This is a genomic window from Vibrio sp. TMPB1044 (assembly GCF_030442075.1).
GTDB lineage: Bacteria > Pseudomonadota > Gammaproteobacteria > Enterobacterales > Vibrionaceae > Vibrio > Vibrio satsumensis.
The window spans coordinates 97,504-123,497 of record NZ_JAUJED010000020.1 but is presented as its reverse complement, the minus strand read 5'-3'; the positions used below and the strand labels follow the sequence as shown (position 1 = coordinate 123,497).

Sequence of the window (25,994 nt, the reverse complement as noted above, 5' to 3'; positions counted from 1 at the left end):
ATCTCACGCATCTCACGCATCTCACGCATCTCACGCATCTCACGCATCTCACGCATCTCACGCATCTCACGCATCTCACGCAGTATGTTACAAGCAATAAAAAGCCCCGCAAGCTTTCACTTGCGGGGCTTTTTTAGCTAATTGAGAAAAAGGCTAATTACTTACCAGCTTCTTTTTCTGCTTTAACTTTTGCAATCACTTCGTCAGCAACGTTAGTTGGACATGGTGCGTATTGTGCGAATTCCATAGAGAATTGGCCACGACCAGAAGTGATAGTACGTAGGTGACCGATGTAGCCGAACATCTCAGAAAGAGGTACGTCAGCTTTAATACGAACACCAGTAACGCCAGCTTGTTGATCTTTGATCATGCCACGACGACGGTTAAGGTCACCGATAACATCACCAACGTGATCGTCTGGAGTGAACACGTCAACGTTCATGATAGGCTCAAGAAGTTGCGCGCCAGCTTTAGGCATAGATTGACGGAATGCACCTTTCGCTGCGATTTCAAATGCGATAGCAGATGAATCGACTGCGTGGAAGCCACCATCGAACAGTTCAACTTCAACGTCTAGAGTTGGGAAGCCAGCTAGTACGCCGTTTTCCATCATAGATGCGAAGCCTTTCTCAACTGCAGGCCAGAATTCTTTAGGAACGTTACCGCCCACAACTACAGAGTTGAACTTGAAGCCAGAACCTGCTTCGCCTGGTTTGATACGGTAATCGATCTTACCGAATTGACCAGAACCACCAGATTGCTTCTTGTGCGTGTAGCTATCTTCAATTGCTTGAGTGATAGTTTCACGGTAAGCAACTTGAGGAGCACCTACAGTTAGGTCAACGCCGTATGTACGCTTAAGGATATCTACCTTGATGTCTAGGTGAAGCTCACCCATACCTTTCAGGATAGTTTCGCCAGTCTCTTCGTCAGTCTCAACTTGGAAAGATGGATCTTCTGCAACCATTTTACCGATCGCGATACCCATTTTCTCAGAACCGCCTTTATCTTTTGGAGATACAGCGATTGAGATTACTGGAGTTGGGAATACCATTGGCTCAAGCGTTACTTGGTGCTTAGGATCACATAGAGTGTGACCAGTTTGCACGTTCTTCATACCAACGATCGCAATGATGTCACCAGCTTGTGCGCTAGTTAGTTCGTTACGGTCATCAGCTTGCATCTCAACCATACGGCCAACACGTTCTGTCTTGCCAGTGAATGAGTTAAGAATCGTGTCACCTTTGTTCAGTTTACCAGAGTAAATACGAACGAAAGTTAGAGCACCGAAGCGGTCATCCATGATTTTGAATGCAAGCGCTTTGAAAGTTTCATCTGTAGAAACGATAGCGTGTTCGCCAGTTTCTTCGCCGTTCTCATCCATTAGAGGTTGAGGATCAACTTCAGTTGGTGCTGGTAGGTAATCTACTACAGCATCAAGGATAAGTTGCATACCTTTGTTCTTGAACGCAGAACCACAGAACGTAGGGAAGAATGCGATATCACGAGTACCTTTACGGATACAACGCTTGATGTCTTCGATAGAAGGCTCTTCACCTTCCATGTAAGCTTCCATTAGGTCATCGTCTTGCTCTACAGCAGTTTCGATTAGCTCTTCACGGTATTGCTCAACGTCATCAACCATGTCCGCAGGAACATCTGTGATTTCGTAGTTTTCAGGAAGACCAGTGTCATCCCAAACGTATGCTTTACGGCTTAGTAGGTCTACAACACCAACGAATTCGTCTTCACGACCAATTGGTAGAACCATAACTAGAGGAGTAGCACCTAGAACGTTTTTAACTTGGTCAACAACGTTGTAGAAATCTGCACCCATACGGTCTAGTTTGTTAACGAAGATCAGACGAGATACTTCTGATTCGTTAGCGTAGCGCCAGTTGGTTTCTGATTGAGGTTCAACACCACCAGAACCACAGAATACACCGATACCGCCATCAAGAACTTTAAGAGAACGGTATACTTCAACTGTGAAGTCAACGTGTCCAGGAGTATCGATAACGTTTAGACGGTGATCGTTCCAAAAACAGCTTACAGCTGCTGATTGGATAGTAATACCGCGCTCAGCTTCCTGTTCCATGAAGTCAGTCGTTGATTCGCCATCATGTACTTCACCAGTCTTGTGGATTTGACCAGTTAGCTTAAGGATACGCTCAGTGGTAGTTGTTTTACCCGCATCAACGTGCGCGAAAATACCAATGTTTCTGTATTTCGATAAATCTGCCATTGTCTTACTCTGTTAATAGGATATAAAATGCGCGCAGAGTATATCACAATCTGTGAAGACTGATAGCTTTGCATGCATTTGGGACTAAAAAACTTTGCCTTTTTCTAACATATAGAAAAAGGCAATCTATAGAAACAATCTAAGTGACTGTTAAGTTTAGTGCTAACCTAAAGCGTACATAGCGCTCAAGTTAGACTGAATTTCTGCTGTATAGAGTAGCTGAAGTGAGCTCAATTACAACTCATCAAAAGCATTAATTGCTTCCGATAATTTTTTCACACCGTGGATCTGCATTCCAGGAATGCCTCCTTTAGGCATGTTTGCTGCCGGTACGATCGCTTTCTTAAAGCCGTGTTTAAATGCCTCATTAAGGCGCTCTTGCCCACTCGGTACCGGTCGAATCTCACCCGCTAGGCCCACTTCGCCAAAAACCACTACATCTTTTGGTAATGCACGGTCTCTGAAACTTGAAAGTAGAGCCATCACCAACGCAAGATCAGCACTGGTTTCGGTTACTTTAACACCACCGACGACATTCACAAACACATCTTGATCAGCCATTTGTAAGCCGCCGTGTTTATGCAGCACCGCTAATAACAACGAAAGCCTGTTTTGTTCTAGGCCGACAGCGACACGACGCGGGTTAGCCAGCTGGGAATAGTCCACAAGAGCTTGGATTTCAACAAGCAGTGGACGAGTACCTTCCCACACAACCATAACCGAACTGCCCGAGGTTTCTTCTTCACCACGAGACAAGAAAATCGCTGATGGGTTGCTGACTTCTTTTAGTCCTTGGCCTGTCATAGCAAACACACCGAGTTCATTGACCGCACCAAAACGGTTTTTGTGGCTGCGCAATGTTCTAAAGCGGCTATCGGTTCCGCCATCCAATAGAACTGAGCAGTCAATTATGTGCTCAAGCACTTTTGGCCCGGCTAAGGTGCCGTCTTTAGTTACGTGTCCCACTAAGAACACAGCAACATTATTTTGTTTTGCGTAGCGCGTTAGTGCAGTTGCCGATTCACGAACCTGAGCGACACTGCCCGGTGAAGATTGAACATCCGCGACATGCATAACTTGGATTGAATCGATAACCATGATCTTTGGCTGTTCTTTTTCCGCAACCTGACAGATTTTATCAACGTTGGTTTCAGAGAGCATTTTTAAGTGCTCCTTTGGTAATCCAAGTCGAGAAGCGCGCATCGCAACCTGCTGCAACGATTCTTCACCTGTGACATAGAGTGTCGGTAATTGAGAAGAAAGCTGACACATGGTTTGCAACAACAAGGTTGATTTACCAGCCCCTGGGTTACCACCAATCAGGATTGCAGCGCCTGGTACCACACCGCCACCGAGTACGCGGTCGAGTTCTTTGAAGCCACTGCTAAAGCGTGGCACTTCTTGTAAGTCGATTTCCGACAACGTTTGAACTGATGACTCGGTTGCACCACCAGCATAACCACTCAATCGTTCATTACGCGCTACCTGAGGTGAAGCGGCTAACCTAACTTCTGTAATCGTGTTCCAAGCACCACATGCGTTGCACTGCCCCTGCCAGCGTGGAAAGTCAGCACCACAGTCATTACACACATAAGCTCGCTTTGCCTTAGCCATAAAACCTCAATAATTTACTCAGTTACACAATGATGTTGTCAATTTGTGACTTATTTGACCGTACGGGTGAAAATAAACGTTGCAGTCATACCACTTATACTTAAAGATCGATTTAAACTAGTCGATAACATAAATGCACCGTCCATTCTAACAAGAAAAGTATGCAGCAATCTGAAATTCTATCTGTAGCAGAGCGTCTTATCCCGGCCTACCACGCCGAAGATTTCGAATTCCTTCTTTCTCAAATGACAGAAGGCGAATCTCCGTCTCTAAAACTGCTGGTTAAAATGGAACTGAATCGTATCATGGCTCCGTGTACAAAGAGCATTGATTTACGTGGGCGCATTGATAATGAATGTCGTCAGTTCACGTTAGACGGCCGTAAGCACTGGCTCGATGATATCGCCTTAAACGCGTATCAACGTGGCACTAAAAAGTTTAAAGGTTACACAGAAGGCGCATGGGAGTTAGTAATGACTCCGCGAACTCAGCCAATGAGCGTAGTTAAAACATCTTCTCAAGGTAACCACGACATTACTAGCGCCAACAGTCCGTATGAAGCGGAAGCGATTAACCTAGGTTACGACTTAAAGCGCCAAGAGAACAGACTCAAGATTAGCTCGCAGGTTGAGATCACCACATCGAAAGGGCAAAGCCTACATGGTGTAACGGTTGATATCTCTCCGTCGGGTGCAAAGTTCAAGGTGCCGAGCACCTTTAGATATAACCTCGGCGAGATCATCAGCGTTAAGTTCACAGAGCTTATCGAAAAGTCCCAAGAAAATGATGTTAACCAAGCGGTTGAATTTCGTGTTTTGGGTATCGACGAATCCTATGAGAACAACGCGGTCAAATTTCTAAGAACCATCAAGGTAAGCGACAACAATGTTGTGGCTCGCTTACTCGATGAGTCTTTAAATAGCACCAGTAAAAAAACCAGCCATGAGAACCAAGATAGGATCATTCGAACTCGTACGCGAGGAATCGAACACACCTATCTAAAGCATACTTGTAACCTTCCGCTGTTCTTCAGCGGCAGTGAATTAAAGCTTGCCCTACTGACAGATAACAACCATCCGTTATGGCAATACTGGCACGACGAGCGAAATCAACAAGCGCTAGGCACCCTGTTCAACGAGCAACGTATGAACCTGCTGGCTAAGCCAGGAGTGAAGGGAACCAGTAACGTTATCTACTCTTTTACCCATGAACACCAAAACAAGACCTTATTCTATTCAATGATGCTACCTGAAGCCTCTCGTGAACAAAGACAACTGTTCTGGCACATCGGTGGTAAACGTAAAAGTTGGAAAGCGTTCAAGTTCTCGGTTTTCGAACTTTCAGACACCGAGCGACAAGCATTAGCTAGGCACTCGGATACGCTGGCCCAAAGCTCAGCTCAACTGACGCATTGCGGAATCTTGCAAGAGATCGGCGATCACGAAAGTGCAGCTGACTATCTTCTGAGTGAAAAGCCACGTATTCCAAGCAGTGAATTAAACCGCTTCCGTCACCCACGTACTGTCGTCGGCAATATTCAAAGCATCTACTTTGACTCTCAGACCCGTCGTAAAGAGCCGAGATACCAATTTAAGTCACCGCTGCAGCTTACATCACAAGATGGCGCAGCGGCGAACGGACACACCTTAGATATATCTAAGCGTGGACTGAGCATTAACCTTGAACACCCAATGGTCCTCAAGATTAATGATCCTGTATTGGTGAACTTTAATGAACTACAGCTTTATGACAAGAACCTGCCACTGAGCACCGTGCCTTACCAGGTGATTCGAGTGAGCCCGAATGGCCGCAACGTGCAACTGGTTATTGCCGAGAACGCCAAGACGATGCGTACCATCGCTTTCCTTAATGGACTTATCGATCAGAATCAAAGCAAGCTGATTAAGAAGCAAGAGATACTGCCAACACATTCGCTGCTCGAATCTCTGCACAACATTTTGTTAAGCAAGATGGTCAGCAACCCAATATTCATTGATAAGCCAGGTTCAACGCTGCGCTGTAAGATCATTGGTGTGAATTTTCCATTAAATAAGCACCTAACGTTACTTGCTAAGCTTGGCCATAATCAAAAGTTCTCACTCGAGCCGATTTTCAAAGGGCACTCTAATTCACTGTTAGCTGAGCCACTGAAAAGAATTGAAGGTGCAGAGCCGAAACACCATGACGTATACATTGCCGCGGTAAAGTTTGGCGACAAGATCCAATCGGTACACACCAAGTTGGTCAAAGACTTCGCCTCAGCAAAGGAACGCATCTTATTCATTAAGAAAGCGCAGCATTTAGGTGACGTGTATGTATTACGAGTCACGACTGCACCTATCTTTAATCCGTTGACGAGTTTATTCCAGTCGGATTTAGAAGAGCTTTCACGCATCAGTATGCATCAAGCTAAGAAGCTAGAGAATGAAGTTACTGCATTTATCGGTTATGGCGAGATAGAAGATATTACTGATGAAGTGTTGATTCGATTGGAGCTGACTCGTTAGGTCAGCATCAATTTGCTGGGTTTGAAAATAGAAAAAGCAGGCTCATCACCTGCTTTTTTTCTGAGTCACTATTGCCAATAAGATACATAGCCAATAGCACTTAGATAGGACCCCTAAGGTTTCGCTTGCCAACTGATCTTCTGCTGCTTAGCCAATACACCCGACAAGATGCACAGCACCCCGCCTAAACCTGCATAACGCACAGCGGTTTGAGCTTGTTGCTCTACTTTCGGTTTCGCGTGATAGGCAATACCTAAACCTGCAGAACCCATCATAACCAAGTCATTAGCACCATCACCAACGGCAACGGTATTGTGCAGTTCCAATTCGTATTCTTCAGCTAACTCTACCAAGATATCCGCTTTGGTCTGCGCCGAAACAACATCTCCTAAGACTTCACCCGTCAACTTACCATTGACAATCTCAAGCGTGTTTGACTGAGCATGGTCAAGATCAAGGGTATCTTTCAGGTAATCAGAGAAGTAAGTAAAACCGCCTGATGCAATCGCTGTTTTCCAGCCAAGTTTATTCAGAGTATTCACCAGCCCGACCAAATCTGGCATGAATGGCAATGACTGACGCACTTGCTCTAATATCGACTCATCCGCACCTTTGAGTGCTCCTACTCGTTGGCGTAGGCTCTGTTCAAAATCGAGCTCGCCTTGCATTGCTCGTTCTGTGATTTCAGAGACTAACTCTCCCACTCCAGCCAGCTTGGCAATCTCATCGATGCATTCAATTTGAATCGCTGTAGAATCCATATCCATTACGATCAAACCTGGCTTAGATAAGTCTGGGACCTCGCTAAGGCAAGCATAATCAAGCTTTAACGCTTGGAGGATTTCTTCGTGTGCTGGTGTTAGATTGCCTGACATCAGAGCCACTTCATAATGCCCTACCTTCCACGTATCGAGGATGGTGTTGTAAGTGCCAGTGAAGAAGTCGATGTCATCGAATGATTGTGGAGATAGATACTCACCGAACACAATCCAATTGGCTTTGGATTTAGCGAGTTGAGAAGCGAAACGAGTCTCAGGGAGTCGAGTTAATAATGTGGTATGCCTTTTTATCGGCAGATATTTCTGAGCGTCCATGTGTATGATTCCTAATTAACTATGCTAAACGTTAACCTATTGCAATTTGAAAACGCAAGTCTCAATATGTCTTAATCATAACATTTGTTTATTTCAGGCTTCGTGAAACATGAATGAATCATTGTTCTCAATACGTAACGCTTTACGAATGCTAGCCCTCATTTTGCTGGCTACCATGTTCGTTGTAACGATTAAAAATACGGTCGTGATCAGTAAAGGTAACGAGAAGATCCAAGCGAAACAGTTGGAAACTCTTACCAAGCTGCTTATCTCTCAGGCATCACTTTCAGCCAGCAAGATGATCACGCAACAAGACCAAGAGCGATTGCTTGATCTTACTAATCAGCTATCTCAAGACCGACTGGTGTTTGATACCACCATCTATGATGCAGAGGGTATTCGACTGGCTTCGAGCGAAAAAGCTCTCTCCGTACGCGAGGTTCTTGGCTTAGATACGCCACTTTCAACAGCAAGTATCGGTAGACAACAATTAGTTGAACCTATTTATTCACCAGAGAAGACGATCATTGGCTTTATTCGAGTGACCTTCGAAACGGGTAAGATGACTGCAATTTCTGATCACCATTATCGCAAAAGTGATCGCTACATGATCGGTATGGTGCTGATGGGTTTTGTAAGTGGTGTGCTGTTTGTCATGCTCATTCGTAGAAGGAAGACTAAAACTGGTGAGAATTTGCTGCTCAAAAATGCTAGCTCATAGACATCTCGATTCAGCAGAAAAAGGACTCTGTATAGCAAGCTGCTAGCAATGTGAGAAATTCGACGGAGTTCTCGGTTGAGTTAACAACAGCCAATGACGTTAGTGCTAAATACAATAAAAAGCCCCGAAGCTCAGGCAGCAACGGGGCTTTTTTTTATCTGTTAACTTACCAAGCTAAGACAAATAAATATTATTCTTGGTCACCAAGCAACACTGAGTCTAATGCGATAACCATCATGTCGTTGAAAGTCGTTTGACGTTCATCTGATGTGGTTTGCTCACCGGTCTTGATGTGATCAGAAACAGTACAAATCGTTAGAGCTTTGGCGCCGTATTCAGCACATACACCATAGATACCTGCAGCTTCCATCTCTACGCCAACAATGCCGTATTTGTCCATTACTTCGAACATCTCTGGATCTGGCGTGTAGAACAACTCAGCCGAGAACAGGTTACCGACTTTTACGCCGACACCGCGAGCTTTGGCTGCATCTTCTGCCGCGCGCACCATCTTGTAATCCGCAATAGCTGCAAAGTCATGACCTTTAAAGCGAATACGGTTCACTTTAGAGTCAGTACATGCGCCCATGCCGATTACCACATCACGCACTTTGATATCTTCGCTCACTGCACCACAACTGCCGACACGAATGATCTTCTTCACACCAAAGTCTTTGATCAGCTCAGTCGCGTAAATAGAACAAGATGGGATACCCATACCATGTCCCATTACGGAAACCTTACGACCTTTGTAAGTACCGGTGTAACCAAACATGTTGCGAACGTCGCACACTTGAACCACTTCTTCTAGGAAGGTTTCAGCGATGTATTTAGCACGTAGCGGGTCGCCTGGCATTAAAACTACGTCAGCGAAATCACCCATTTCAGCATTAATATGTGGAGTAGCCATTGAAAATATCCTTAATCTCAAAACAAAAAAAGAAGAGAGAGGTTTCCCTCTCTCTTCGTTAACTATTATAGAAAGCTTATACCGTGTCCCATTGGCGATGTGCCAAAGTATGACGCTAAGCTTTGACCGATATCAGCGAAAGTATCGCGACGGCCTAAAGAACCTGCTGGAACCTTTTGACCGTAAACAATCACAGGGATGTGTTCACGAGTATGGTCAGTACCTGGCCATGTCGGATCACAGCCGTGGTCAGCCGTTAAGATAAGTACATCGTCTTCTTTCATCATCTCGATGATTTCATTGATACGACCATCGAAGTACTCAAGTGCCGCTGCGTAACCCGCAACATCACGGCGGTGGCCGTAAGCTGAGTCGAAATCAACGAAGTTAGTGAACACGATAGTGTTGTCGCCCGCTTCATTGATCGCTTCTTTGGTTGCTTCAAATAGCGCAGGGATACCTGTTGCTTTGGTTTTCTGAGTGATACCACAACCCGCGTAGATATCAGAGATCTTACCAATTGAGTGAACGTTACCGCCCTTCTCATCAACCAACTTTTGAAGAATGGTGGCTGCAGGTGGCTCAACAGAAAGGTCACGACGGTTACCAGTACGCTCAAATTGACCTTTACCTGGGCCAATGAACGGACGAGCGATAACACGACCAATGTTGTAGTCTTCGAGCTCTTCACGAGCAATCTGACAAAGGTCTAATAGGTTTTGTAGGCCGAATGTCTCTTCATGACAAGCAATCTGGAAAACAGAGTCTGCAGAAGTGTAGAAGATAGGCAAGCCAGTCTTCATGTGCTCTTCACCTAGGTTATCTAGGATTTCCGTGCCAGATGAGTGGCAGTTACCTAAGAAACCAGACAGGCCTGCACGCTCAAGGATGCGGTCAGTCAGTTCTTTTGGAAAGCTGTTCTCTTTGTCAGTGAAATAGCCCCAGTCAAACAGTACCGGAACACCTGCGATTTCCCAGTGACCTGATGGCGTGTCTTTACCAGAAGACAACTCAGCAGCGTGACCGTAAGCGCCAATGATCTCAGCGTCTACATCCATACCAGGAGCAAAACGACCTGTAGACTCTTTGTGAGCCATCGCTAGACCTAGCTTAGACAGGTTTGGCAGCGTCAGTGAACCTTTACGATCTGCATTGTCTGCAAGACCTTGGTCACAATGATCTGCGATGTGGCCCATAGTGTCAGAACCTACATCACCAAATTTGTCCGCATCCGCTGTTTCACCGATACCGAATGAATCTAAAACTAAAATAAATGCTCTTTTCATTTTCTTCACCAACTTATTGCTCTTTACACCAGAACTCTGTTTATCGGTATACGCTAGGCATACCGATATCTGTTATTTACACGTCTTCAGAACGAATCTGACGGTAAACGTCTGGCGTTGCTGTATATTCTCCGCCCACAGTGATTGCATTTTGTAATGCTGTTGCAGCTTCTTGCCACTGTTGTTCGTTGCGAGCATGAATCATTGCTAATGGCTTATCTTCACTTGTTACTTCACCTAAGCGAATGAAGTGATCAAAACCGACTGCGTAATCAATGCTGTCAGTTGCTACGCGACGACCGCCGCCCATACCAACCACAGCCATACCAATTGCACGAGTATCCATTGCTGATACCACACCGCTTTCTAGCGCGTACACTGGTTTAATAATGTCTGCTTTTTCTAGGTAGTTATCGTAGTTCGTTACGAAATCTGCTGGACCACCAAGGCCCGCTACCATTTTACCGAAACACTCTGCTGCTTTACCGTTATCCAGCACTGCCATCAGTTTTTCACGCGCTTCATCTGAATCTTTAGCTAGGTTACCCAGCACCAACATTTCAGCACACGATGCTAGAGTGATCTCTAACAAGCGTGGGTTACGATATTCACCCGTTAGGAACTGAACCGCTTCACGAACTTCCACTGCGTTACCCGCTGAAGAAGCCAATACTTGGTTCATGTCCGTTAGGATTGCCGTTGTTTTAGTACCCGCACCGTTTGCTACTGCAACGATAGATTTCGCTAGCTCTTCTGACGCTTCGTAAGTTGGCATGAATGCGCCTGAACCTACTTTTACATCCATCACTAGAGAATCAAGACCAGCTGCCAGTTTCTTAGATAGGATTGAAGCCGTGATTAGCGAGATGTTATCGACTGTTGCTGTGATATCACGAGTCGCGTAAACACGCTTGTCAGCAGGGGCTAGATCGCCTGTTTGACCGATGATCGCTACGCCAGCATCTTTAGTTACTTCACCGAACACTTCGTTAGTTGGTGTAATGTTGTAACCTGGGATAGATTCTAGCTTGTCTAGCGTACCGCCAGTATGGCCTAAACCACGACCAGAGATCATTGGAACGAAACCACCACATGCTGCCACCATAGGGCCAAGCATCAGAGAAGTAACGTCGCCAACACCACCAGTAGAGTGCTTATCAACGATTGGGCCATCAAAATTCATGTGGCTCCAGTCAATCACCATGCCTGAATCACGCATTGCACACGTTAGTGCGATACGCTCTGGCATGGTCATTTCATTAAAAAAGATTGCCATTGCGAATGCTGCAATTTGGCCTTCAGAAACCGTATTTTTAGCCACGCCTTGAATGAAGAAGTTAATTTCTTCAGCTGTTAAGACTTCACCGTCACGTTTTCTGCGAATAATTTCTTGAGGTAGATACATTAGTGCCTCCCAAACTCTAGTGAGTATGGTTTGTAGGGAAAGAGGTTATGTGGAGTGGCTTGACGCCACTCCATCAAACAGACTTGTTATTATCAATACTCTAAATATTTGGCGTTGCAGTTAGGCGACTATTCTCTTGAAAGAAAATCGAAGTTCATTCCTATGAACATAGAGGCTCTATGTGATTAGGACGGCCGGCGAACCGGTGAACTAACGCAGTCAACAACGCTGCGGCGTCAAATATGACGAGTAAATTAGTATGCTGCTGGATCAGCAGTTTGGTCTGTCACTTCTAATGTATTAAGAAGGTTCGTTAGTAGGCTTGAAGCACCAAAACGGTAGTGCATGTTGTCTGCCCACTCAGCGCCTAGTAGCTCATCAGCCATTGCTAGGTATAGTGCTGCATCTTCAGCAGTACGTACGCCACCAGCTGGTTTGAAACCAACTGTTTTAGCAACGCCCATGTCACGAATAACTTCAAGCATCATGCGCGCGTACTCTGGAGTCGCGTTTACTGGCACTTTACCTGTTGAAGTTTTGATGAAGTCTGCACCCGCTTCGATACAGATTTGAGAAGCTTTCTTAATAAGTGCTTCTTCTTTTAGTTCACCCGTTTCGATGATCACTTTAAGTGTGATGTCACCACAAGCTGCTTTACACTGTTTCACTAGCTCAAAGCCAACTTCTTCGTTGCCAGCAATAAGAGCACGGTATGGGAATACTACGTCGACTTCGTCTGCGCCGTACGCTACCGCTGCTTTCGTTTCAGCAACAGCAATTTCGATGTCGTCATTACCATGAGGGAAGTTAGTTACAGTCGCAATGCGTACTTCTGGAGTACCTTGCTCACGCAACGCTTTCTTAGCGGCTGGGATAAAGCGAGGGTAAATACAGATTGCAGCAGTGTTGCCAACTGCAGTCTTCGCATCATGACAAAGCGCGACTACTTTTTCAGTAGTATCGTCGTCATTTAGCGTAGTTAGGTCCATAAGTTTAAGTGCACGTAGAGCTGCTGCTTTTAAATCGCTCATTTCTATCTCCGATCAATATATTCAAATAGTTAACTACTTCGCCACCCATCCAGTATAGATGGATATTTTAGTAATGCTCAGTAGTCACAAATGAACGGACTTGGTTCCTTGAAGACTTGATAACTTTCGCTACCAATTGCAATCCTTGTCACCGCACAGTACCAGTTTGGTCTATGGCACAACAAATCAGTCATGTTGTGTCTAACATCTATAGCGTATCGCTAAGTTTGGCTTAATCCCAGAACAATAACCTTTGAACGAATCCAAGCGGTCACTTTCTTGCCAACAAGAGACATCCTATCCCTTAAGCTTATACATTATAGGTATCCATCAATAAATTGTAGTGCTCCTTAGAACGCAAACGGTTTGTATCTCAAAAAAACATTCTAGACCCATTATTGAATCCCAGCATCAGCTCATGCTCATACTCATACTCAAAATCACTAGGCCTAAAAACAAAAAAGCCCCGCAGCAATTTCTTGCTACGGGGCGATATTATTATGGCGTCTATATATCTAAATCTACTTGATTAGAAAGATAGGAAGAAGCCAGCAATTGTTGCTGCCATCAAGTTAGATAGAGTACCAGCAATAACCGCTTTAACACCCATACGAGCGATGTCGTGACGACGAGCTGGTGCAATACCACCTAGACCACCTAGAAGAATCGCAATTGAAGAAAGGTTTGCGAAACCACATAGTGCGAATGCGATGATAGCTTGAGTCTTCTCAGACATCACTTGACCAGTTGCTGCAACAACTTGAGCATTTTCACCAACGTAAGGTACGAAGTTTAGGTATGCAACGAATTCGTTAACAACTGTCTTCTGACCAATGAAAGAACCAGCGATAGTTGCTTCTTCCCATGGAACACCAATGATGAATGCTAGCGGTGCGAAGATCCAACCTAGAAGAAGTTCTAGAGTTAGGTTTTCCATACCGAACCAACCACCGATGCCACCTAGGATACCGTTGATTAGAGCAATTAGACCGATGAATGCTAGTAGCATTGCACCAACGTTAAGAGCTAGTTGTAGACCAACTGATGCGCCACCTGCTGCTGCGTCGATAACGTTAGCTGGTTTGTCATCGCCACCGTCCATTTCGTCAGCGATGTTGTCGTCTGGCGTATCTGTTTCAGGCTTGATGATTTTAGCGAATAGTAGACCACCAGGTGCTGCCATGAATGACGCTGCAACTAGGTACTCTAGAGGTACACCCATAGATGCGTAACCTGCTAGTACACCACCAGCTACAGAAGCCAAACCACCACACATTACTGCGAATAGTTCAGAGTTAGTCATTTTAGGAACAAAAGGACGAACAACTAGAGGCGCTTCTGTTTGACCAACGAAAATGTTTGCTGCTGCAGACATAGACTCGGCGCGAGAAGTACCTAGAGCTTTCTGAAGACCACCACCAAGAACTTTGATTACAATTTGCATTACACCAATGTAGTAAAGTACAGAGATAAGTGCAGAGAAGAAAATCAGAGTTGGTAGTACTTGGAAAGCAAAGATGAAACCGATACCGTCAACTGAGAAGTTAACTAGGCTGCCGAATAGGAAACCAGTACCGTCTTTACCGTAGTCGATCACGTTTGCTACACCAGCAGAGAAACCTGCAAGTAGATCACGACCCCAAGGGATGTAAAGTACGAATGCACCAAGTGCGAATTGGATAGCGAAAGCGCCACCCACTGTTCTTAGATTAATAGCTTTGCGGTTGTCAGATAGTAGTACTGCGATTGCGATCAGTGCAACCATTCCGACTAGGCTCATAAACAGGCTCATAGTTTATGACTTCCTTATTAGTTATTTATTGGCGTGTTACAAAATGGGGCTATAAAGCGGAGGCAATTATACTCATGCGACCACTAATAAAGTAATGCCGTCCTCACACTTTCGTACAAGATTCATGTACCATTCACACGCAAATGTGAGCTAAATCACAAGCCCAATGCAATTTACGCAAACGATAAACAAAAACCTTCGATTTTATTCACATATACCGAATGCGCGATGGCTATTTTGCCAAACTTGCGCTGCAATCGATTGCTTTGGCTCTTTTCTAAGCAAAAAAAGTTCATTTAAGATCGTAACTAAATGTTTGGAATGGTTAACATTTCCTTGGTTTCCATGCATGGGCATGTCAGGAGCATCCGTTTCCAATACCAAGTATTCAAGCGGCAATTTCGCGATGGTTGTGCGTGTTTTTTGTGCTCTTGGGTAAGTTATCGTCCCACCGACACCAATATAGAAACCGAGCTTGATCCACGCTAAAGCCTGCTGTTCACTCCCTGAAAAACCGTGAATCACACCTCCTAAGGTGAACTTGTGCTGCTTTATTAGCTCGATAAGTCGGTTGTAAGACTTCCTTTCATGGACAATCAAAGGCAGCTCAAACGCCTTCGCTAGCTCCATTTGTTGGATGAAAAAGCGCTCTTGTTTCTCTCGTTCAACGTCCATAAAAAAGTCGAGTCCGCACTCGCCTATCGCGACACATTGACGCATTTTAGAAGAGAGTAATTGGCGCAGCTCTTCAAATTGCACCTCATCCGCTTGCTCTAAAAAGTAAGGATGAAAGCCTAGCGCGTAATAAACGTTGGGGTAGGATTGCGCAATTTTCTCAAGCTTATGCCAGTTATTTTGACCTATAGAAGGGATGAGCAGCTTCTCAACTTGCGCTTGTTTCGCTTCTTTAAGGTAGCGATCAATACTTTGATCAAGTGTAGTTCCCTGATCAATTACAATATTTTGCTTAAACGCCTCAAAATCCGCATGGCAATGAGTATCAAACAGCGGAAAGTCACTTATTTGCTGTGTCATCTTTTCCATTCTCTGCTTTCTGGCCTTGCAGGTCACGACGATAAGGTACACAGCTACGCTTATTTTCAGGCGTTAAGCCAAGCTCTTCACACCACTTATCGTATTTCCTAACCCAAGCTTTTATCCAACCCAACATACTCATGCTCAAATCTCAGTCTCCATCCTCAGATAACACGTATTAAAAAACGCCTACTGCAGAACAATAGACGTTTTTGTTTAACTCGAATAGAGCTCGGAGAAATTAGTGCTCGCGCGTCGCTCGAAATTGAACTTCAGGGAAACGCTCAGAAGCTAGGTTCAAGTTAACCATAGTTGGTGCGATGTAAGACAGGTTGTCACCGCCATCTAACGCTAGGTTAGATTGGTTCTTACGTTTGAACTCTTCCAGTTTCTTAGCGTCATCACACTCAACCCAACGAGCTGTTGCAACGTTAACACCTTCGTAGATAGCTTCCACGTTGTATTCCGCTTTCAAGCGCGCTACAACCACGTCGAACTGAAGTACACCAACCGCACCAACGATCAAGTCGTTATTCTGCATAGGACGGAATACTTGTACTGCGCCCTCTTCTGAAAGCTGAACCAAGCCTTTAAGAAGTTGCTTCTGCTTCAGTGGATCTCGTAGGCGAATACGACGGAATAGTTCAGGTGCGAAGTTAGGAATACCAGCGAACTTTAGGCTCTCACCTTGAGTAAAGGTATCACCAATCTGAATAGTACCGTGGTTATGCAGGCCGATAATATCACCCGCGTATGCTTTCTCAGCTCGTGCACGGTCACCCGCCATGAAGGTTACCGCATCAGAGATACTTACGCTCTTACCAGTACGAACATGATTCATCTTCATACCTTGGTTGTAAGTACCCGAAACGATACGCATGAATGCGATACGGTCACGGTGTTTAGGGTCCATATTTGCTTGGATCTTAAATACGAAACCCGAGAACTTCTCTTCAGTCGCTTCAACATCACGCTCATTCGCTTGGCGTGTTTGAGGAGCTGGAGCCCATTTAGTTAGACCATCAAGCATATGGTCAACACCAAAGTTACCTAATGCAGTACCAAAGTAAACCGGCGTTAGCTCACCCGCTAGGAACAAGTCGTGATCAAATTCAGGACAAGCACCAATAACAAGCTCTAGCTCTTCACGTACGCTTTCCGCTAGATCAGCACCTACCGCTTCATCTAGCTCTGGGTTATCTAGACCTTTGATGATACGAACTTCTTGGATCTCGTGGCCGTGGCCAGATTCATACAAGATCGTTTCATCACGGTGAATGTGGTAAACACCTTTAAACTCTTTACCACAACCAATAGGCCATGAGATAGGAGCACAAGCCATACCTAGCTCGCTCTCTACTTCATCAAGCACTTCCATTGGATCACGGACGTCACGGTCAAGTTTGTTCATAAACGTTACGATTGGCGTATCACGTAGACGTGTTACTTCCATTAGTTTACGAGTACGATCCTCGACACCTTTCGCAGCATCGATAACCATCAAACAAGAGTCAACCGCAGTTAGTGTACGGTACGTATCTTCCGAGAAATCTTCATGTCCTGGAGTATCTAGTAGGTTTACTAGGCAATCATTGTATGGGAATTGCATTACCGACGTAGTTACCGAGATACCACGTTCTTTTTCCATCTCCATCCAGTCAGATTTAGCGTGCTGGTTAGAGCCACGGCCTTTTACGGTACCCGCTTTCTGAATCGCGTTTCCGAATAAAAGAACTTTTTCAGTAATCGTGGTTTTACCCGCATCCGGGTGAGAGATAATTGCAAACGTTCTACGTTTGCTCACTTCTTGTTGGAAAGACATAGTCGCCCTTTGCTGATCTAAAGCGTAAAAAGGGCAAGTAGATAATACTTGCCCTTGAATTCTGTGTGCGGATTATACAGAAAGCGTGTCACTTTCTAAAGGGTCAGTTTACACCCTATTTTGTGGCTAATTCTGTGGTTAGTTATTTAGTCGGCTAAAAACGTAACATGACTAGCTAAACGACATGAAAAGATAGCTCATAATGATCGCATCTTCGTTGCCTTGCTTGGTTGGGTAATAATTACGACGACGGTCTACTTCATTAAAGCCAGCCTTCTCGTAAAGATTAAAAGCATGCACATTACTTTCACGAACTTCCAGCCAAGCACTCTCGGCGTCAGCTTGTTCGCACATATCAAGGAAATATTCAGTTAACGCTTTCCCATACCCTTTGCCTTGTTGGCTTGGGTCTACCGCAATATTAAGTAACGTGACTTCACCAACGATGTTCTGGGCGAAGAAGTATCCGACTACTTGCCCATCGACTTCAAGAACATGATGACAAGCACCTCGACTATCGAGATCGCGAATCATGGTTTCAGACCAAGGGTGAGAATGCGCGGTCTGCTCTATCTGCCAAATAGCGTCTAGGTGTTGTTGTGAAGTCGGTAAAAATTGATTAGTCATAAGCACAAATTTGTTGCCATAAGTCGCGTCGATGTTGGTTATTACCATTGATGTCAGACAGTAATGGAGATTGAAGCGTTTTTGCATTCAGCTCTTGGGCAGACTCACACCCAGCAAACCATACCCATTCAACATCACCGAGTTCGATATAAGTTAGGTGTTGAGGCTGAACGTGTAGTGCCTGAGATAAATCAAGCTTGATACTCTTGAGTACACGCTCAAACATCACGGCGAGATCTTCCTGAGGTTTTTCAGGCGAAACCAAAAGTAACTTGCAATCACTCGCTAGCGGAGTCAGTTTAGATTCATAACCCGCCAAACGTTCTGGGTGACTAAGCTCCCATTGGCTTATGCCCATCTCTTGCAGGTATTGTGCGTGTGTTTGTGACATATCTAGCAGTTATAACCTTAGGTTGGTGGTGGGAGGCTTAATCAGAGCAAACTTTAAAACAGTCCATTAGAGTTGGGCTGATACTAACAAAAAATAAAGGAGCATCAAGCTCCTTTATTTAGACCAAATCAGTTTGCATCATATTGCGTTGGAAATAGCTTTATAACTCGTTGAACTCTGGGCTGTAAGCTACCTCGCCAGGACGCCCCGTAAGAGCACCTTCTACCAACTCAATCGCTTGAAAGGCGCCTTCTGGCACATCCCAAGTACAACTCAGGCCAAATTCACTTGCAGCTTTGAAACCAAAGCGACCGTAATAAGCTGGATCACCCAACACAACGCAAGCTGGATAACCGAAATCAACCAAAGTAGAAAACGCATCTTCAACCAGTGATGTGGCAATACCTTGATTGCGGAACTCTTCCTTCACGGCGAGAGGTGCAAGCCCTTGCCAGTTATGGTCTTCGCCATCAAGCGTCACAGGGCTAAACATCAGGTGACCAACCACCTCACCATCATCTGAACAAGCCACCAGCGACAAGGTTAAATGACTATTCTCACGTAAGCTCATAACCAAATTAGCTTCTGCATCCGTTTCAAAAACAGATTTCAATAAACGATCAATGACAAGTATATCTGCCGGTGCTTCAGTTCGAATAAGCATTCATTACCTCACTTTGTGTATCTGGGGATTGTACTCCCTTCTGCACAAAATCAGCTAATTGATTTAACAAAGTTTTCATAGGGCTCGGCAATACGTCCAAATCTACGCTATCCATCAAGTTTTTAACTTCTAAACCTAACTCGGTATCGCCCTCAATAGACAGTCTACGTTGGAAGAAAAGCGTATCTGGGTCTTCTTTACGCCCCGCAATCAACACAAGATCGTTAAGATTACCGCTAAAGCTTACATCTTCAGCCACCTCTTTATCAGCTACAACTAGTTGCTCATTTTTGTAGCTAATACACCAACTTAACCCCATATCTTTTATTGAGACTTTAAGCCACTTGTCTTCTAAAAATTCAAAGTCACCGTCATCTAAAGCTTCCTTAAAGACATTCTTAAGCGCCTCCAACAAGGCTCTTTTTTGTACTGTTTGAGGCAATAACTGGACTGGAGATCGCAAAATTGATGCGGCATTTTGAACTAGTTGAGTGCGAATCTTGTTTATCACGTGACTTATCCGTAACTTTGTCAATAATATGGAATACATCATAGATGATGTTGAGATCTCAGTTACTGTTATGTATCAAATTAACTTCTGTTTGATGCTCGACCTTTAATATCCTGAAAATCACAGTTATAGTAACTCAGGTAATGAGAATTACAGCGGTTCGCTGCACTCACAGGTAAATATCGATAGCTACACAAAAAGTAATAAATATTTATCGATAGTGAATATTCAAGCTCTTGGAGAATTGGTAGTACTTTGATGCCTCCCCAGCAACTACAACATTGGTTTACCCAGCTAACTGCAAACAGTCCGTTCTTTTTCGCAGTACTTGATGCTCAACATAACTATTTTATGGTGAATGAGCGTTACTGCGATATTGCTGGTTTGAGTCAAACAGAGCTTGTAGGCATGAATGACCGTCAAACATTGGGCGAGCAATTCTACCAGCACCTTAAACCTTACTATGAGCGTGCATTTAATGGCGAGTCGATTGAGGCCGAAGTCACCCTCAACGAAACCGATCTCGATACCAGCCTTCACTTCAGCCTGTCTCCGCTTACCAATGGCAACAAAACTGACTACATTGTCTTTCATGCCTTCGACACATCAGAAAACCAAGTACTCGTCCGTTCTTTAGAAGAATCTGAAGCAAAATTTCACAAACTATCTCACCTACTCCCAGACGGGTTACTGCTAGTTGAAAGTGACTACATCTTGTCATCCAACCCAGCTGCAGCGCGCTTGCTTGGCTTTAACTCCACCATAGAGTTAATTGGCGAAGAGTTGGGACGCCTATTTATCGATGAACAAACCAAAACAGTCTTCAATAATAAACTCAGCTCTATTATTTCTGAGTCTGGTTTGGTTTGCTTAACGGGTGCCCGATGCGGCTTTGAACGTAAGGTTCAGCTCAACATCGACTCTACCACCGTTCTTGGAAGTAACACTCAGTTGGTGCTTATTCAAGACGCACAAGAAACCGCAAAACAATATACATCGGCAAACAGTGAAGATGCCTACATCGATGCACTGACCAAGCTCTACAACCGAGTTGGGTTTACTAAGCGTCTTGAGCAATTCATTCACAACGATACGCCGGTTGTGATGCTTTACTTAGACATTGATAACTTTAAAAATATCAATGATTCACTTGGTCATCACATCGGTGACAAAGTGATTAAAGAGGTCGCCTCACGCCTTAAACGTTTACTGCCTCGTAAAGCCGTAATTGGGCATTTAGGCGGTGATGAATTTGGTATTATCCTGCCAGAACCCGAACATCAGCGAACACCTGAAATGCTCGCTGAAAAGATCATTTCCCTGATCAATCAACCTTTCGATCTTCACCATTTTAGTAAACGCTTAGCCTGCTCGATTGGTAGTGTGAGCTTTCCTCAAGACGGTACTGATGCTCGTATCTTGCTGCAAAATGCAGACACAGCAATGTATGAAGCCAAAGATCGTGGTCGCAATCGTCTAATCAAGTTCAACGAACAGATGAACAAAGAAGCGCGTATGCGACTGTGGCTGGAGATTGAACTACAAAAAGCGCTGCAACAGAATGGACTTGAGGTTTGGTATCAACCTAAGGTCAACGCACGAGATTTCACCATCAACGGCGCTGAAGCTCTAGTTCGTTGGAAACATCCTGTAGAGGGTTATATTAGTCCAGCGGCGTTCATCCCTGTAGCGGAGCGAGCCGGCCTTATCGAACAACTTGGTCGTGTGGTTATGCGTGAAGTATTTGCTACGGTTAAGCGCTGGAAGATGCAGGGAATTCTCCCTGGTCGTGTAGCAATCAACCTTTCTCCTGAACAGTTTGGAAATCCGAAGCTGATTGATTACATGGAAAAGCTGCTGCGTTCGACAGAGCTTGACCCAAGTGCGATTACATTTGAGCTAACGGAAAGCGCGGTGATGAGTGACAGTGAACACACACTGCAAATGCTCAACGCGATTAAAAAGCTCGGCTTCGCTCTATCGATTGATGATTTCGGTACCGGTTACTCATCACTATCTTACCTAGCTCGCTTCCCAATTGATGAACTTAAGATAGACCGTGCTTTCATCTCTGATATCGATACCCTACCAAAGCAAATTACTGTAATTGAAAACATCATCAACCTTGGTAAGTCTCTCGATTTAACCGTGGTTGCTGAAGGTGTAGAAACCAGTGAGCAAGCGACTCTACTGTCTAACCTCAATTGTAGTTCAATTCAAGGCTTTCACTTCTATCGCCCTCAACCAAAACAAGATGTCGAAGAGCTATTTGCCCAAAATCGTCGCCATAAGAACTAACAAGCCGATTCAAATATCTCACGTTCAAGCCAAGCCAACATGTAAAACGGTCACTCGTCAGTACCTCAAACGGAGTAAAAGCAGATTTATCCATCTAAACCTGCCTTACATCAATTCCGTCATTCACAATTCTTCATAAAATGCCCGCTTCAACTTAATTCTACTGGTAGTGAGCAAATGGAACTCTTATGCCCAGCGGGTAACTTACCTGCTTTGAAAACCGCCATTGATTGCGGTGCGGATGCTGTCTATATCGGATTCAAAGACGATACCAATGCCCGACACTTTGCAGGCCTAAACTTTGCAGGTAAAAAGCTCGATCGTGCTGTGCAGTATGTACATGACCACAACAAGAAAATTCATGTTGCTCTAAATACGTTTGCTCACCCAAATGGCTTCGACCGTTGGACCAATGCCGTAGACAACGCCGCTGCACTGGGTGTTGATGCGCTGATCATCGCAGACATCGCTGTGCTTGAGTACGCTGCAAACAAATATCCAAATCTAGAACTGCACCTATCGGTACAAGCATCTGCGACCAATGCGGCGGCTATCGACTTCTACCACAAAAACTTCAATGTTAAACGTGTCGTATTGCCGCGCGTATTATCAATTCATCAGGTTAAACAGCTTTCTCGTAACATCACTTCTGACGTTGACCTTGAAGTATTCGCTTTTGGTAGCTTGTGTATCATGGCAGAAGGCCGATGCTACCTCTCTTCATACATGACGGGCGAATCACCAAACACAGTGGGCGCTTGTTCTCCTGCGAAATACGTTCGCTGGCAAGAAACAGAAACGGGCCTAGAGTCTCGCTTGAATGAGATCCTTATCGATAAGTATGAAGCAGGTGAGAACGCTGGCTACCCAACGCTGTGTAAAGGCCGCTTTGAAGCCGAGATCGATGGTGAACGTAAGCGCTATCACGCACTTGAAGAGCCCACCAGCCTCAACACGCTATCCATGTTGCCTGAGCTTTTCGCTGCAAACGTTGCCTCAGTGAAGATTGAAGGCCGCCAACGCAGCCCTGCTTATGTAGAGCAAGTGACTCGTACTTGGCGCGCTGCTATCGATCGCTACTTAGCGAACCCAGAACAATACCAAGTTGAACAAGCTTGGAATGCGACACTGGCGAATGTATCTGAAGGTACACAAACCACGCTTGGCGCTTATCACCGTAAATGGCAATAGAGCCAAATGGAGAACTCAATGAAATACGCATTAGGCCCTCTACTTTATTTTTGGCCAAAACAAGACGTTGAAAGCTTCTATGAGCAAGCGAAATCAAGCTCTGCTGACATCATCTACCTAGGTGAAGCTGTATGTTCAAAGCGTCGAGAGATGAAAGCGAAACACTGGATGGACATTGCTAAAGAGCTGTCTGCTTCCGGTAAGCAAGTTGTACTCTCGACCATGGCATTGTTGGAAGCGCCAAGCGAAGTCAACATCATGAAGAAGTACATCGATAATGGTGACTTTGCGATCGAAGCCAATGATGTATCTGCAATTCAACTAGCTAGCGAAAGCAAAGTACCTTTCGTGGTCGGCCCTGCAGTAAATACCTACAACGCACGCACACTGAACCTGTTCTTGAAACAAGGTATGACGCGTTGGTGTATGCCGGTTGAGCTTTCTCGCGACTGGCTAAGCAACGTAATGACACAGTGCGAAGAGCTGAACATCCGCAACAAATTCGAAGTAGAAGTATTTAGCCACGGCTATCTACCGCTTGCTTACTCGGCTCGCTGCTTTACAGCTCGCGCAGAAAACAAAGCTAAAGACGATTGCGAAACATGCTGTATCAAGTACCCAACAGGGCTACAAGTAGAAAGCCAAGAAGGCCAATCAGTATTCAACCTTAATGGTATCCAGACACAATCAGGCTACTGCTACAACCTAGTCAATGATTTGCCAAACATGCACGACCTAGTTGATGTGGTTCGTTTAAGCCCACTCGGTATCGATACCTTCTCTGAAATCAATAATTTCAGAGCAAACGAGCAAGGTCAAAAACCGATGAAGATTGAAAGCCGCCAATGTAATGGTTACTGGCATCAGCTTGCAGGTTTAGACGTTAAGAACATTTAGTTCTTCGCATTGGACTAACCAGCAACAGATACAAAAAAGGTCTAGCATTCGCTAGACCTTTCTAATTCGACTTAAGAAACACAACCTATGCCGTCGCTGTTTCCATCGGCGAGGCATCGAGCTTCTTTAGGTCTTTGTAGAGCATTACCATCACCACCACACTTAGCGCGATGTTAGACAGTGGGTACGCAATCCAGATCCCCGGCACACCATACAACTTAGGCATAATGTACAAGAAAGGTAGTTGGATAAGCATATTACCTATCGTCACAAACATCGCTTTGCTGCCCTTGTTCACTGCTTGATAGTAAGCTCCTGCTACTACCAAGAAGCCATCCAGCGCCAGTGCAAACATGTGAAGTCGAATACCCAACACGGTGTACTCAACTAGCTGAGGTTCGTCTGAGTTAAATACTGATACAAACTCCCGTGGGAACGCGTTCAGAAGCAACACGAACGCCACACCAATCAATACCGAACTCATCATCGCAATCTTAAGTAGCTTACGGATATTCGCTTGGTTACGCGCGCCATGGTTGTAACTCACCAAAGGTTGCATACCGTTGGCGATACCTTCAGCTGTGAGATAATAAACCGTCACGATGTAACCCAAAATCGCGTAAGCGCCAATCATCAACTGATCGCCATATTGGGAGAACAAGGCATTGTGCAGCGCCACCATCATCGAACCATAAGCGTACATAAAGAAGCTTGATGTACCAATGGCGAAGATTTGTGGAATCACATCGAGCTTCAGTCTCAACTCATTCCAACGTAAACGTAGGTTTGCTCGACGTGAGAAGAAGTAAGCCAAGCCGAGACCCGTTACCACAAACTGGGCAATCGCTGTTGCTAATGCCGCGCCCATCAACTCCCAACCATAGAGGGCGATAAACAGGTAATCGAGTACGATGTTAATTACCGCACCAACGATCATCAATATGGTGGCGAGATTAGGGCTGTCATCATTGCGCAGTAAAAACGGCATCGCGATCGAACCTAGCGTGAAGACACCGGCACCAATCAGAATGTGTAGGTATTGCAGACCAAGCTCGTACACTCGCCCTTCAGCACCCTGCCAAAGCAAGAAGTTATCAGCAAACAAAAACAACAATGCCGAAACAATAGGCGTGATCGCTAACAGCAAGGTTAAACCCGTTGCTAAGATCTGCTTAGCGCCTTGAGTATCTTTTTCACCTTGGCGAATAGAGACCAGCGCACCTGTACCCACCCCCACTAACATACCAATACCGAGAATCGAACCAATCACAGGCCACGCAACATTGATACCTGCAAGCCCATCAGCTCCCACATAGCGGCCAATGAAGATGCCATCCACCACTTGATACAGGCCATTAACCAACATGGCTGCCACGGTAGGGATTGTGTATCGCCAAAACTGGCGACTAATTGAGTTACTCATTTTTTACTCTACTTTCATTTGTGAGTCGCATATCAATAAGATATGACTCGAAAAATTAGTTAACAAAGCTAACTAAATATCTAAATTATTTACTTCAAAGCCTTATTTAATAATAGATTTAGTTGTTGAGACTCTTGCTCAGACAAACGACTTTCCAGTATCTGTGCCATAACCTGATAGATCTTACTTTCTTCTTCCAAACCCACTTCTGCTTTATTGGTCAGTACTACTAGCTTAGATCTCGCATCTTCGAGCGAAGCTTTACGTTCAACAAGGCCCTTTCTCTCAAGCCTCTGAACCATAGTGGTCGCTGAAGGCTTGGTGACTTGCATCTCAATCGCAAGATCAGTTAATCGGATCGGTTCAGGAGATGCTTGAATAACCTTCAAATAGTCATACTCATTGAAGCTCAATTGACAAATAGGCTCTTCATTTACCTGAGTTCGCCATATCTTAGAGGCGAAGCGCTCAATCTTTTCTAAATTCTGGTTCAGCATATTCATCCAATCAAAGAACAACATTTAGTTAGC

At 44.8% G+C, this 25,994-nt stretch carries 22 protein-coding genes; 5 read left to right on the top strand and 17 right to left on the bottom strand.

Annotated elements, in window-relative coordinates:
* Positions 1–157: 157 nt before the first annotated feature.
* Entirely contained in the window at positions 158–2,245 is a 2,088-nt protein-coding gene (gene fusA / locus QQ041_RS14170) for an elongation factor G (protein ID WP_019819832.1), read from the bottom strand.
* Positions 2,246–2,479: 234 nt separating this feature from the next.
* Positions 2,480–3,859, bottom strand: coding sequence for a DNA repair protein RadA (radA, locus tag QQ041_RS14165; protein WP_017063288.1), 1,380 nt, complete (start codon positions 3,857–3,859; stop codon positions 2,480–2,482).
* A gap of 161 nt (positions 3,860–4,020) precedes the next feature.
* Between radA and QQ041_RS14160 the strand changes: the two genes are divergently transcribed.
* Positions 4,021–6,366 carry a PilZ domain-containing protein gene (locus QQ041_RS14160; protein WP_146490669.1) on the top strand — a complete coding sequence of 782 codons (2,346 nt, stop codon included), beginning with the start codon at positions 4,021–4,023 and terminating at the stop codon, positions 6,364–6,366.
* Positions 6,367–6,479: 113 nt separating this feature from the next.
* On the opposite strand, the gene serB is transcribed toward QQ041_RS14160, so the two are convergent.
* On the bottom strand, positions 6,480–7,460 hold the full coding sequence (gene serB / locus QQ041_RS14155; protein ID WP_017058828.1) for a phosphoserine phosphatase: 981 nt from the start codon (positions 7,458–7,460) through the stop codon (positions 6,480–6,482).
* Between the two features lie 109 nt (positions 7,461–7,569).
* Here serB and QQ041_RS14150 point away from each other — a divergent pair, with 109 nt between their 5' ends.
* Complete coding sequence (locus QQ041_RS14150; protein ID WP_081090108.1) at positions 7,570–8,181, top strand: YtjB family periplasmic protein; 612 nt, start codon at positions 7,570–7,572, stop codon at positions 8,179–8,181.
* A gap of 190 nt (positions 8,182–8,371) precedes the next feature.
* On the opposite strand, the gene deoD is transcribed toward QQ041_RS14150, so the two are convergent.
* From deoD to QQ041_RS14090, 12 genes are all read right to left on the bottom strand, one after another.
* Positions 8,372–9,091: a purine-nucleoside phosphorylase gene (gene deoD, locus QQ041_RS14145; RefSeq protein WP_017066980.1), complete on the bottom strand. Its 720-nt coding sequence runs from the start codon at positions 9,089–9,091 to the stop codon at positions 8,372–8,374.
* A 65-nt stretch (positions 9,092–9,156) separates the two neighbouring features.
* Positions 9,157–10,377 (bottom strand): phosphopentomutase, encoded by a 1,221-nt coding sequence (locus QQ041_RS14140; RefSeq protein WP_285954268.1) that lies wholly within the window; start codon positions 10,375–10,377, stop codon positions 9,157–9,159.
* Between the two features lie 76 nt (positions 10,378–10,453).
* On the bottom strand, positions 10,454–11,782 hold the full coding sequence (deoA, locus tag QQ041_RS14135) for a thymidine phosphorylase (RefSeq protein ID WP_285954267.1): 1,329 nt from the start codon (positions 11,780–11,782) through the stop codon (positions 10,454–10,456).
* Positions 11,783–12,036: 254 nt separating this feature from the next.
* Positions 12,037–12,813 carry a deoxyribose-phosphate aldolase gene (gene deoC, locus QQ041_RS14130; RefSeq protein ID WP_010436196.1) on the bottom strand — a complete coding sequence of 259 codons (777 nt, stop codon included), beginning with the start codon at positions 12,811–12,813 and terminating at the stop codon, positions 12,037–12,039.
* Between the two features lie 529 nt (positions 12,814–13,342).
* Complete coding sequence (locus tag QQ041_RS14125) at positions 13,343–14,605, bottom strand: NupC/NupG family nucleoside CNT transporter (RefSeq protein ID WP_060982613.1); 1,263 nt, start codon at positions 14,603–14,605, stop codon at positions 13,343–13,345.
* Between the two features lie 204 nt (positions 14,606–14,809).
* Positions 14,810–15,640, bottom strand: a complete 831-nt coding sequence (locus QQ041_RS14120) for a TatD family hydrolase (protein ID WP_285954266.1) — start codon at positions 15,638–15,640, stop codon at positions 14,810–14,812.
* Positions 15,621–15,776 carry a DUF5363 family protein gene (locus QQ041_RS14115; protein ID WP_285954336.1) on the bottom strand — a complete coding sequence of 52 codons (156 nt, stop codon included), beginning with the start codon at positions 15,774–15,776 and terminating at the stop codon, positions 15,621–15,623. Before QQ041_RS14115 ends, QQ041_RS14120 begins: the two co-directional genes overlap by 20 nt.
* Before the next feature lie 105 nt (positions 15,777–15,881).
* Positions 15,882–17,462, bottom strand: a complete 1,581-nt coding sequence (gene prfC, locus QQ041_RS14110; RefSeq protein ID WP_061018717.1) for a peptide chain release factor 3 — start codon at positions 17,460–17,462, stop codon at positions 15,882–15,884.
* A gap of 171 nt (positions 17,463–17,633) precedes the next feature.
* Entirely contained in the window at positions 17,634–18,089 is a 456-nt protein-coding gene (gene rimI, locus QQ041_RS14105) for a ribosomal protein S18-alanine N-acetyltransferase (protein WP_285954265.1), read from the bottom strand.
* Complete coding sequence (locus tag QQ041_RS14100; protein WP_146490665.1) at positions 18,082–18,480, bottom strand: DNA polymerase III subunit psi; 399 nt, start codon at positions 18,478–18,480, stop codon at positions 18,082–18,084. Before QQ041_RS14100 ends, rimI begins: the two co-directional genes overlap by 8 nt.
* A gap of 160 nt (positions 18,481–18,640) precedes the next feature.
* On the bottom strand, positions 18,641–19,144 hold the full coding sequence (locus QQ041_RS14095) for a GNAT family N-acetyltransferase (RefSeq protein ID WP_285954264.1): 504 nt from the start codon (positions 19,142–19,144) through the stop codon (positions 18,641–18,643).
* Entirely contained in the window at positions 19,128–19,697 is a 570-nt protein-coding gene (locus QQ041_RS14090) for an SCP2 domain-containing protein (protein ID WP_285954263.1), read from the bottom strand. The genes QQ041_RS14095 and QQ041_RS14090 overlap by 17 nt, the downstream gene beginning before the upstream one ends.
* Before the next feature lie 216 nt (positions 19,698–19,913).
* On the opposite strand from QQ041_RS14090, the gene QQ041_RS14085 reads away from it, so the two are divergent.
* The 3 genes from QQ041_RS14085 (at position 19,914) to QQ041_RS14075 (ending at position 24,041) form a co-directional block, all read left to right on the top strand.
* The gene (locus tag QQ041_RS14085; protein ID WP_146490662.1) at positions 19,914–21,953 is read left to right on the top strand and encodes a bifunctional diguanylate cyclase/phosphodiesterase; all 2,040 of its coding nucleotides are present in this window, start codon (positions 19,914–19,916) and stop codon (positions 21,951–21,953) included.
* A gap of 177 nt (positions 21,954–22,130) precedes the next feature.
* Complete coding sequence (locus QQ041_RS14080; protein WP_285954262.1) at positions 22,131–23,144, top strand: peptidase U32 family protein; 1,014 nt, start codon at positions 22,131–22,133, stop codon at positions 23,142–23,144.
* An 18-nt stretch (positions 23,145–23,162) separates the two neighbouring features.
* Positions 23,163–24,041 (top strand): U32 family peptidase, encoded by an 879-nt coding sequence (locus tag QQ041_RS14075; RefSeq protein ID WP_285954261.1) that lies wholly within the window; start codon positions 23,163–23,165, stop codon positions 24,039–24,041.
* 85 nt (positions 24,042–24,126) lie between these two features.
* On the opposite strand, the gene QQ041_RS14070 is transcribed toward QQ041_RS14075, so the two are convergent.
* Positions 24,127–25,464 carry an MATE family efflux transporter gene (locus QQ041_RS14070; protein WP_146490661.1) on the bottom strand — a complete coding sequence of 446 codons (1,338 nt, stop codon included), beginning with the start codon at positions 25,462–25,464 and terminating at the stop codon, positions 24,127–24,129.
* An 89-nt stretch (positions 25,465–25,553) separates the two neighbouring features.
* On the bottom strand, positions 25,554–25,961 hold the full coding sequence (locus tag QQ041_RS14065; protein WP_146490660.1) for a MarR family winged helix-turn-helix transcriptional regulator: 408 nt from the start codon (positions 25,959–25,961) through the stop codon (positions 25,554–25,556).
* Positions 25,962–25,994: the final 33 nt, after the last annotated feature.

Bases quoted from the DNA above. Each gene is read 5' to 3' on its own strand.
- QQ041_RS14090 (WP_285954263.1), bottom strand. From the start codon at position 19,697: ATGATGTATTCCATATTATTGACAAAGTTACGGATAAGTCACGTGATA.
- QQ041_RS14160 (WP_146490669.1), top strand. From the start codon at position 4,021: ATGCAGCAATCTGAAATTCTATCTGTAGCAGAGCGTCTTATCCCGGCC.
- QQ041_RS14085 (WP_146490662.1), top strand. From the start codon at position 19,914: ATGCCTCCCCAGCAACTACAACATTGGTTTACCCAGCTAACTGCAAAC.
- deoA (WP_285954267.1), bottom strand. From the start codon at position 11,782: ATGTATCTACCTCAAGAAATTATTCGCAGAAAACGTGACGGTGAAGTC.
- QQ041_RS14125 (WP_060982613.1), bottom strand. From the start codon at position 14,605: ATGAGCCTGTTTATGAGCCTAGTCGGAATGGTTGCACTGATCGCAATC.
- QQ041_RS14150 (WP_081090108.1), top strand. From the start codon at position 7,570: ATGAATGAATCATTGTTCTCAATACGTAACGCTTTACGAATGCTAGCC.
- QQ041_RS14100 (WP_146490665.1), bottom strand. From the start codon at position 18,480: ATGTCACAAACACACGCACAATACCTGCAAGAGATGGGCATAAGCCAA.
- deoC (WP_010436196.1), bottom strand. From the start codon at position 12,813: ATGAGCGATTTAAAAGCAGCAGCTCTACGTGCACTTAAACTTATGGAC.
- deoD (WP_017066980.1), bottom strand. From the start codon at position 9,091: ATGGCTACTCCACATATTAATGCTGAAATGGGTGATTTCGCTGACGTA.
- QQ041_RS14065 (WP_146490660.1), bottom strand. From the start codon at position 25,961: ATGCTGAACCAGAATTTAGAAAAGATTGAGCGCTTCGCCTCTAAGATA.
- fusA (WP_019819832.1), bottom strand. From the start codon at position 2,245: ATGGCAGATTTATCGAAATACAGAAACATTGGTATTTTCGCGCACGTT.
- serB (WP_017058828.1), bottom strand. From the start codon at position 7,460: ATGGACGCTCAGAAATATCTGCCGATAAAAAGGCATACCACATTATTA.
- QQ041_RS14075 (WP_285954261.1), top strand. From the start codon at position 23,163: ATGAAATACGCATTAGGCCCTCTACTTTATTTTTGGCCAAAACAAGAC.
- rimI (WP_285954265.1), bottom strand. From the start codon at position 18,089: ATGACTAATCAATTTTTACCGACTTCACAACAACACCTAGACGCTATT.
- QQ041_RS14120 (WP_285954266.1), bottom strand. From the start codon at position 15,640: ATGACACAGCAAATAAGTGACTTTCCGCTGTTTGATACTCATTGCCAT.
- QQ041_RS14140 (WP_285954268.1), bottom strand. From the start codon at position 10,377: ATGAAAAGAGCATTTATTTTAGTTTTAGATTCATTCGGTATCGGTGAA.
- prfC (WP_061018717.1), bottom strand. From the start codon at position 17,462: ATGTCTTTCCAACAAGAAGTGAGCAAACGTAGAACGTTTGCAATTATC.
- QQ041_RS14070 (WP_146490661.1), bottom strand. From the start codon at position 25,464: ATGAGTAACTCAATTAGTCGCCAGTTTTGGCGATACACAATCCCTACC.
- QQ041_RS14080 (WP_285954262.1), top strand. From the start codon at position 22,131: ATGGAACTCTTATGCCCAGCGGGTAACTTACCTGCTTTGAAAACCGCC.
- QQ041_RS14115 (WP_285954336.1), bottom strand. From the start codon at position 15,776: ATGTTGGGTTGGATAAAAGCTTGGGTTAGGAAATACGATAAGTGGTGT.
- QQ041_RS14095 (WP_285954264.1), bottom strand. From the start codon at position 19,144: ATGCTTATTCGAACTGAAGCACCGGCAGATATACTTGTCATTGATCGT.
- radA (WP_017063288.1), bottom strand. From the start codon at position 3,859: ATGGCTAAGGCAAAGCGAGCTTATGTGTGTAATGACTGTGGTGCTGAC.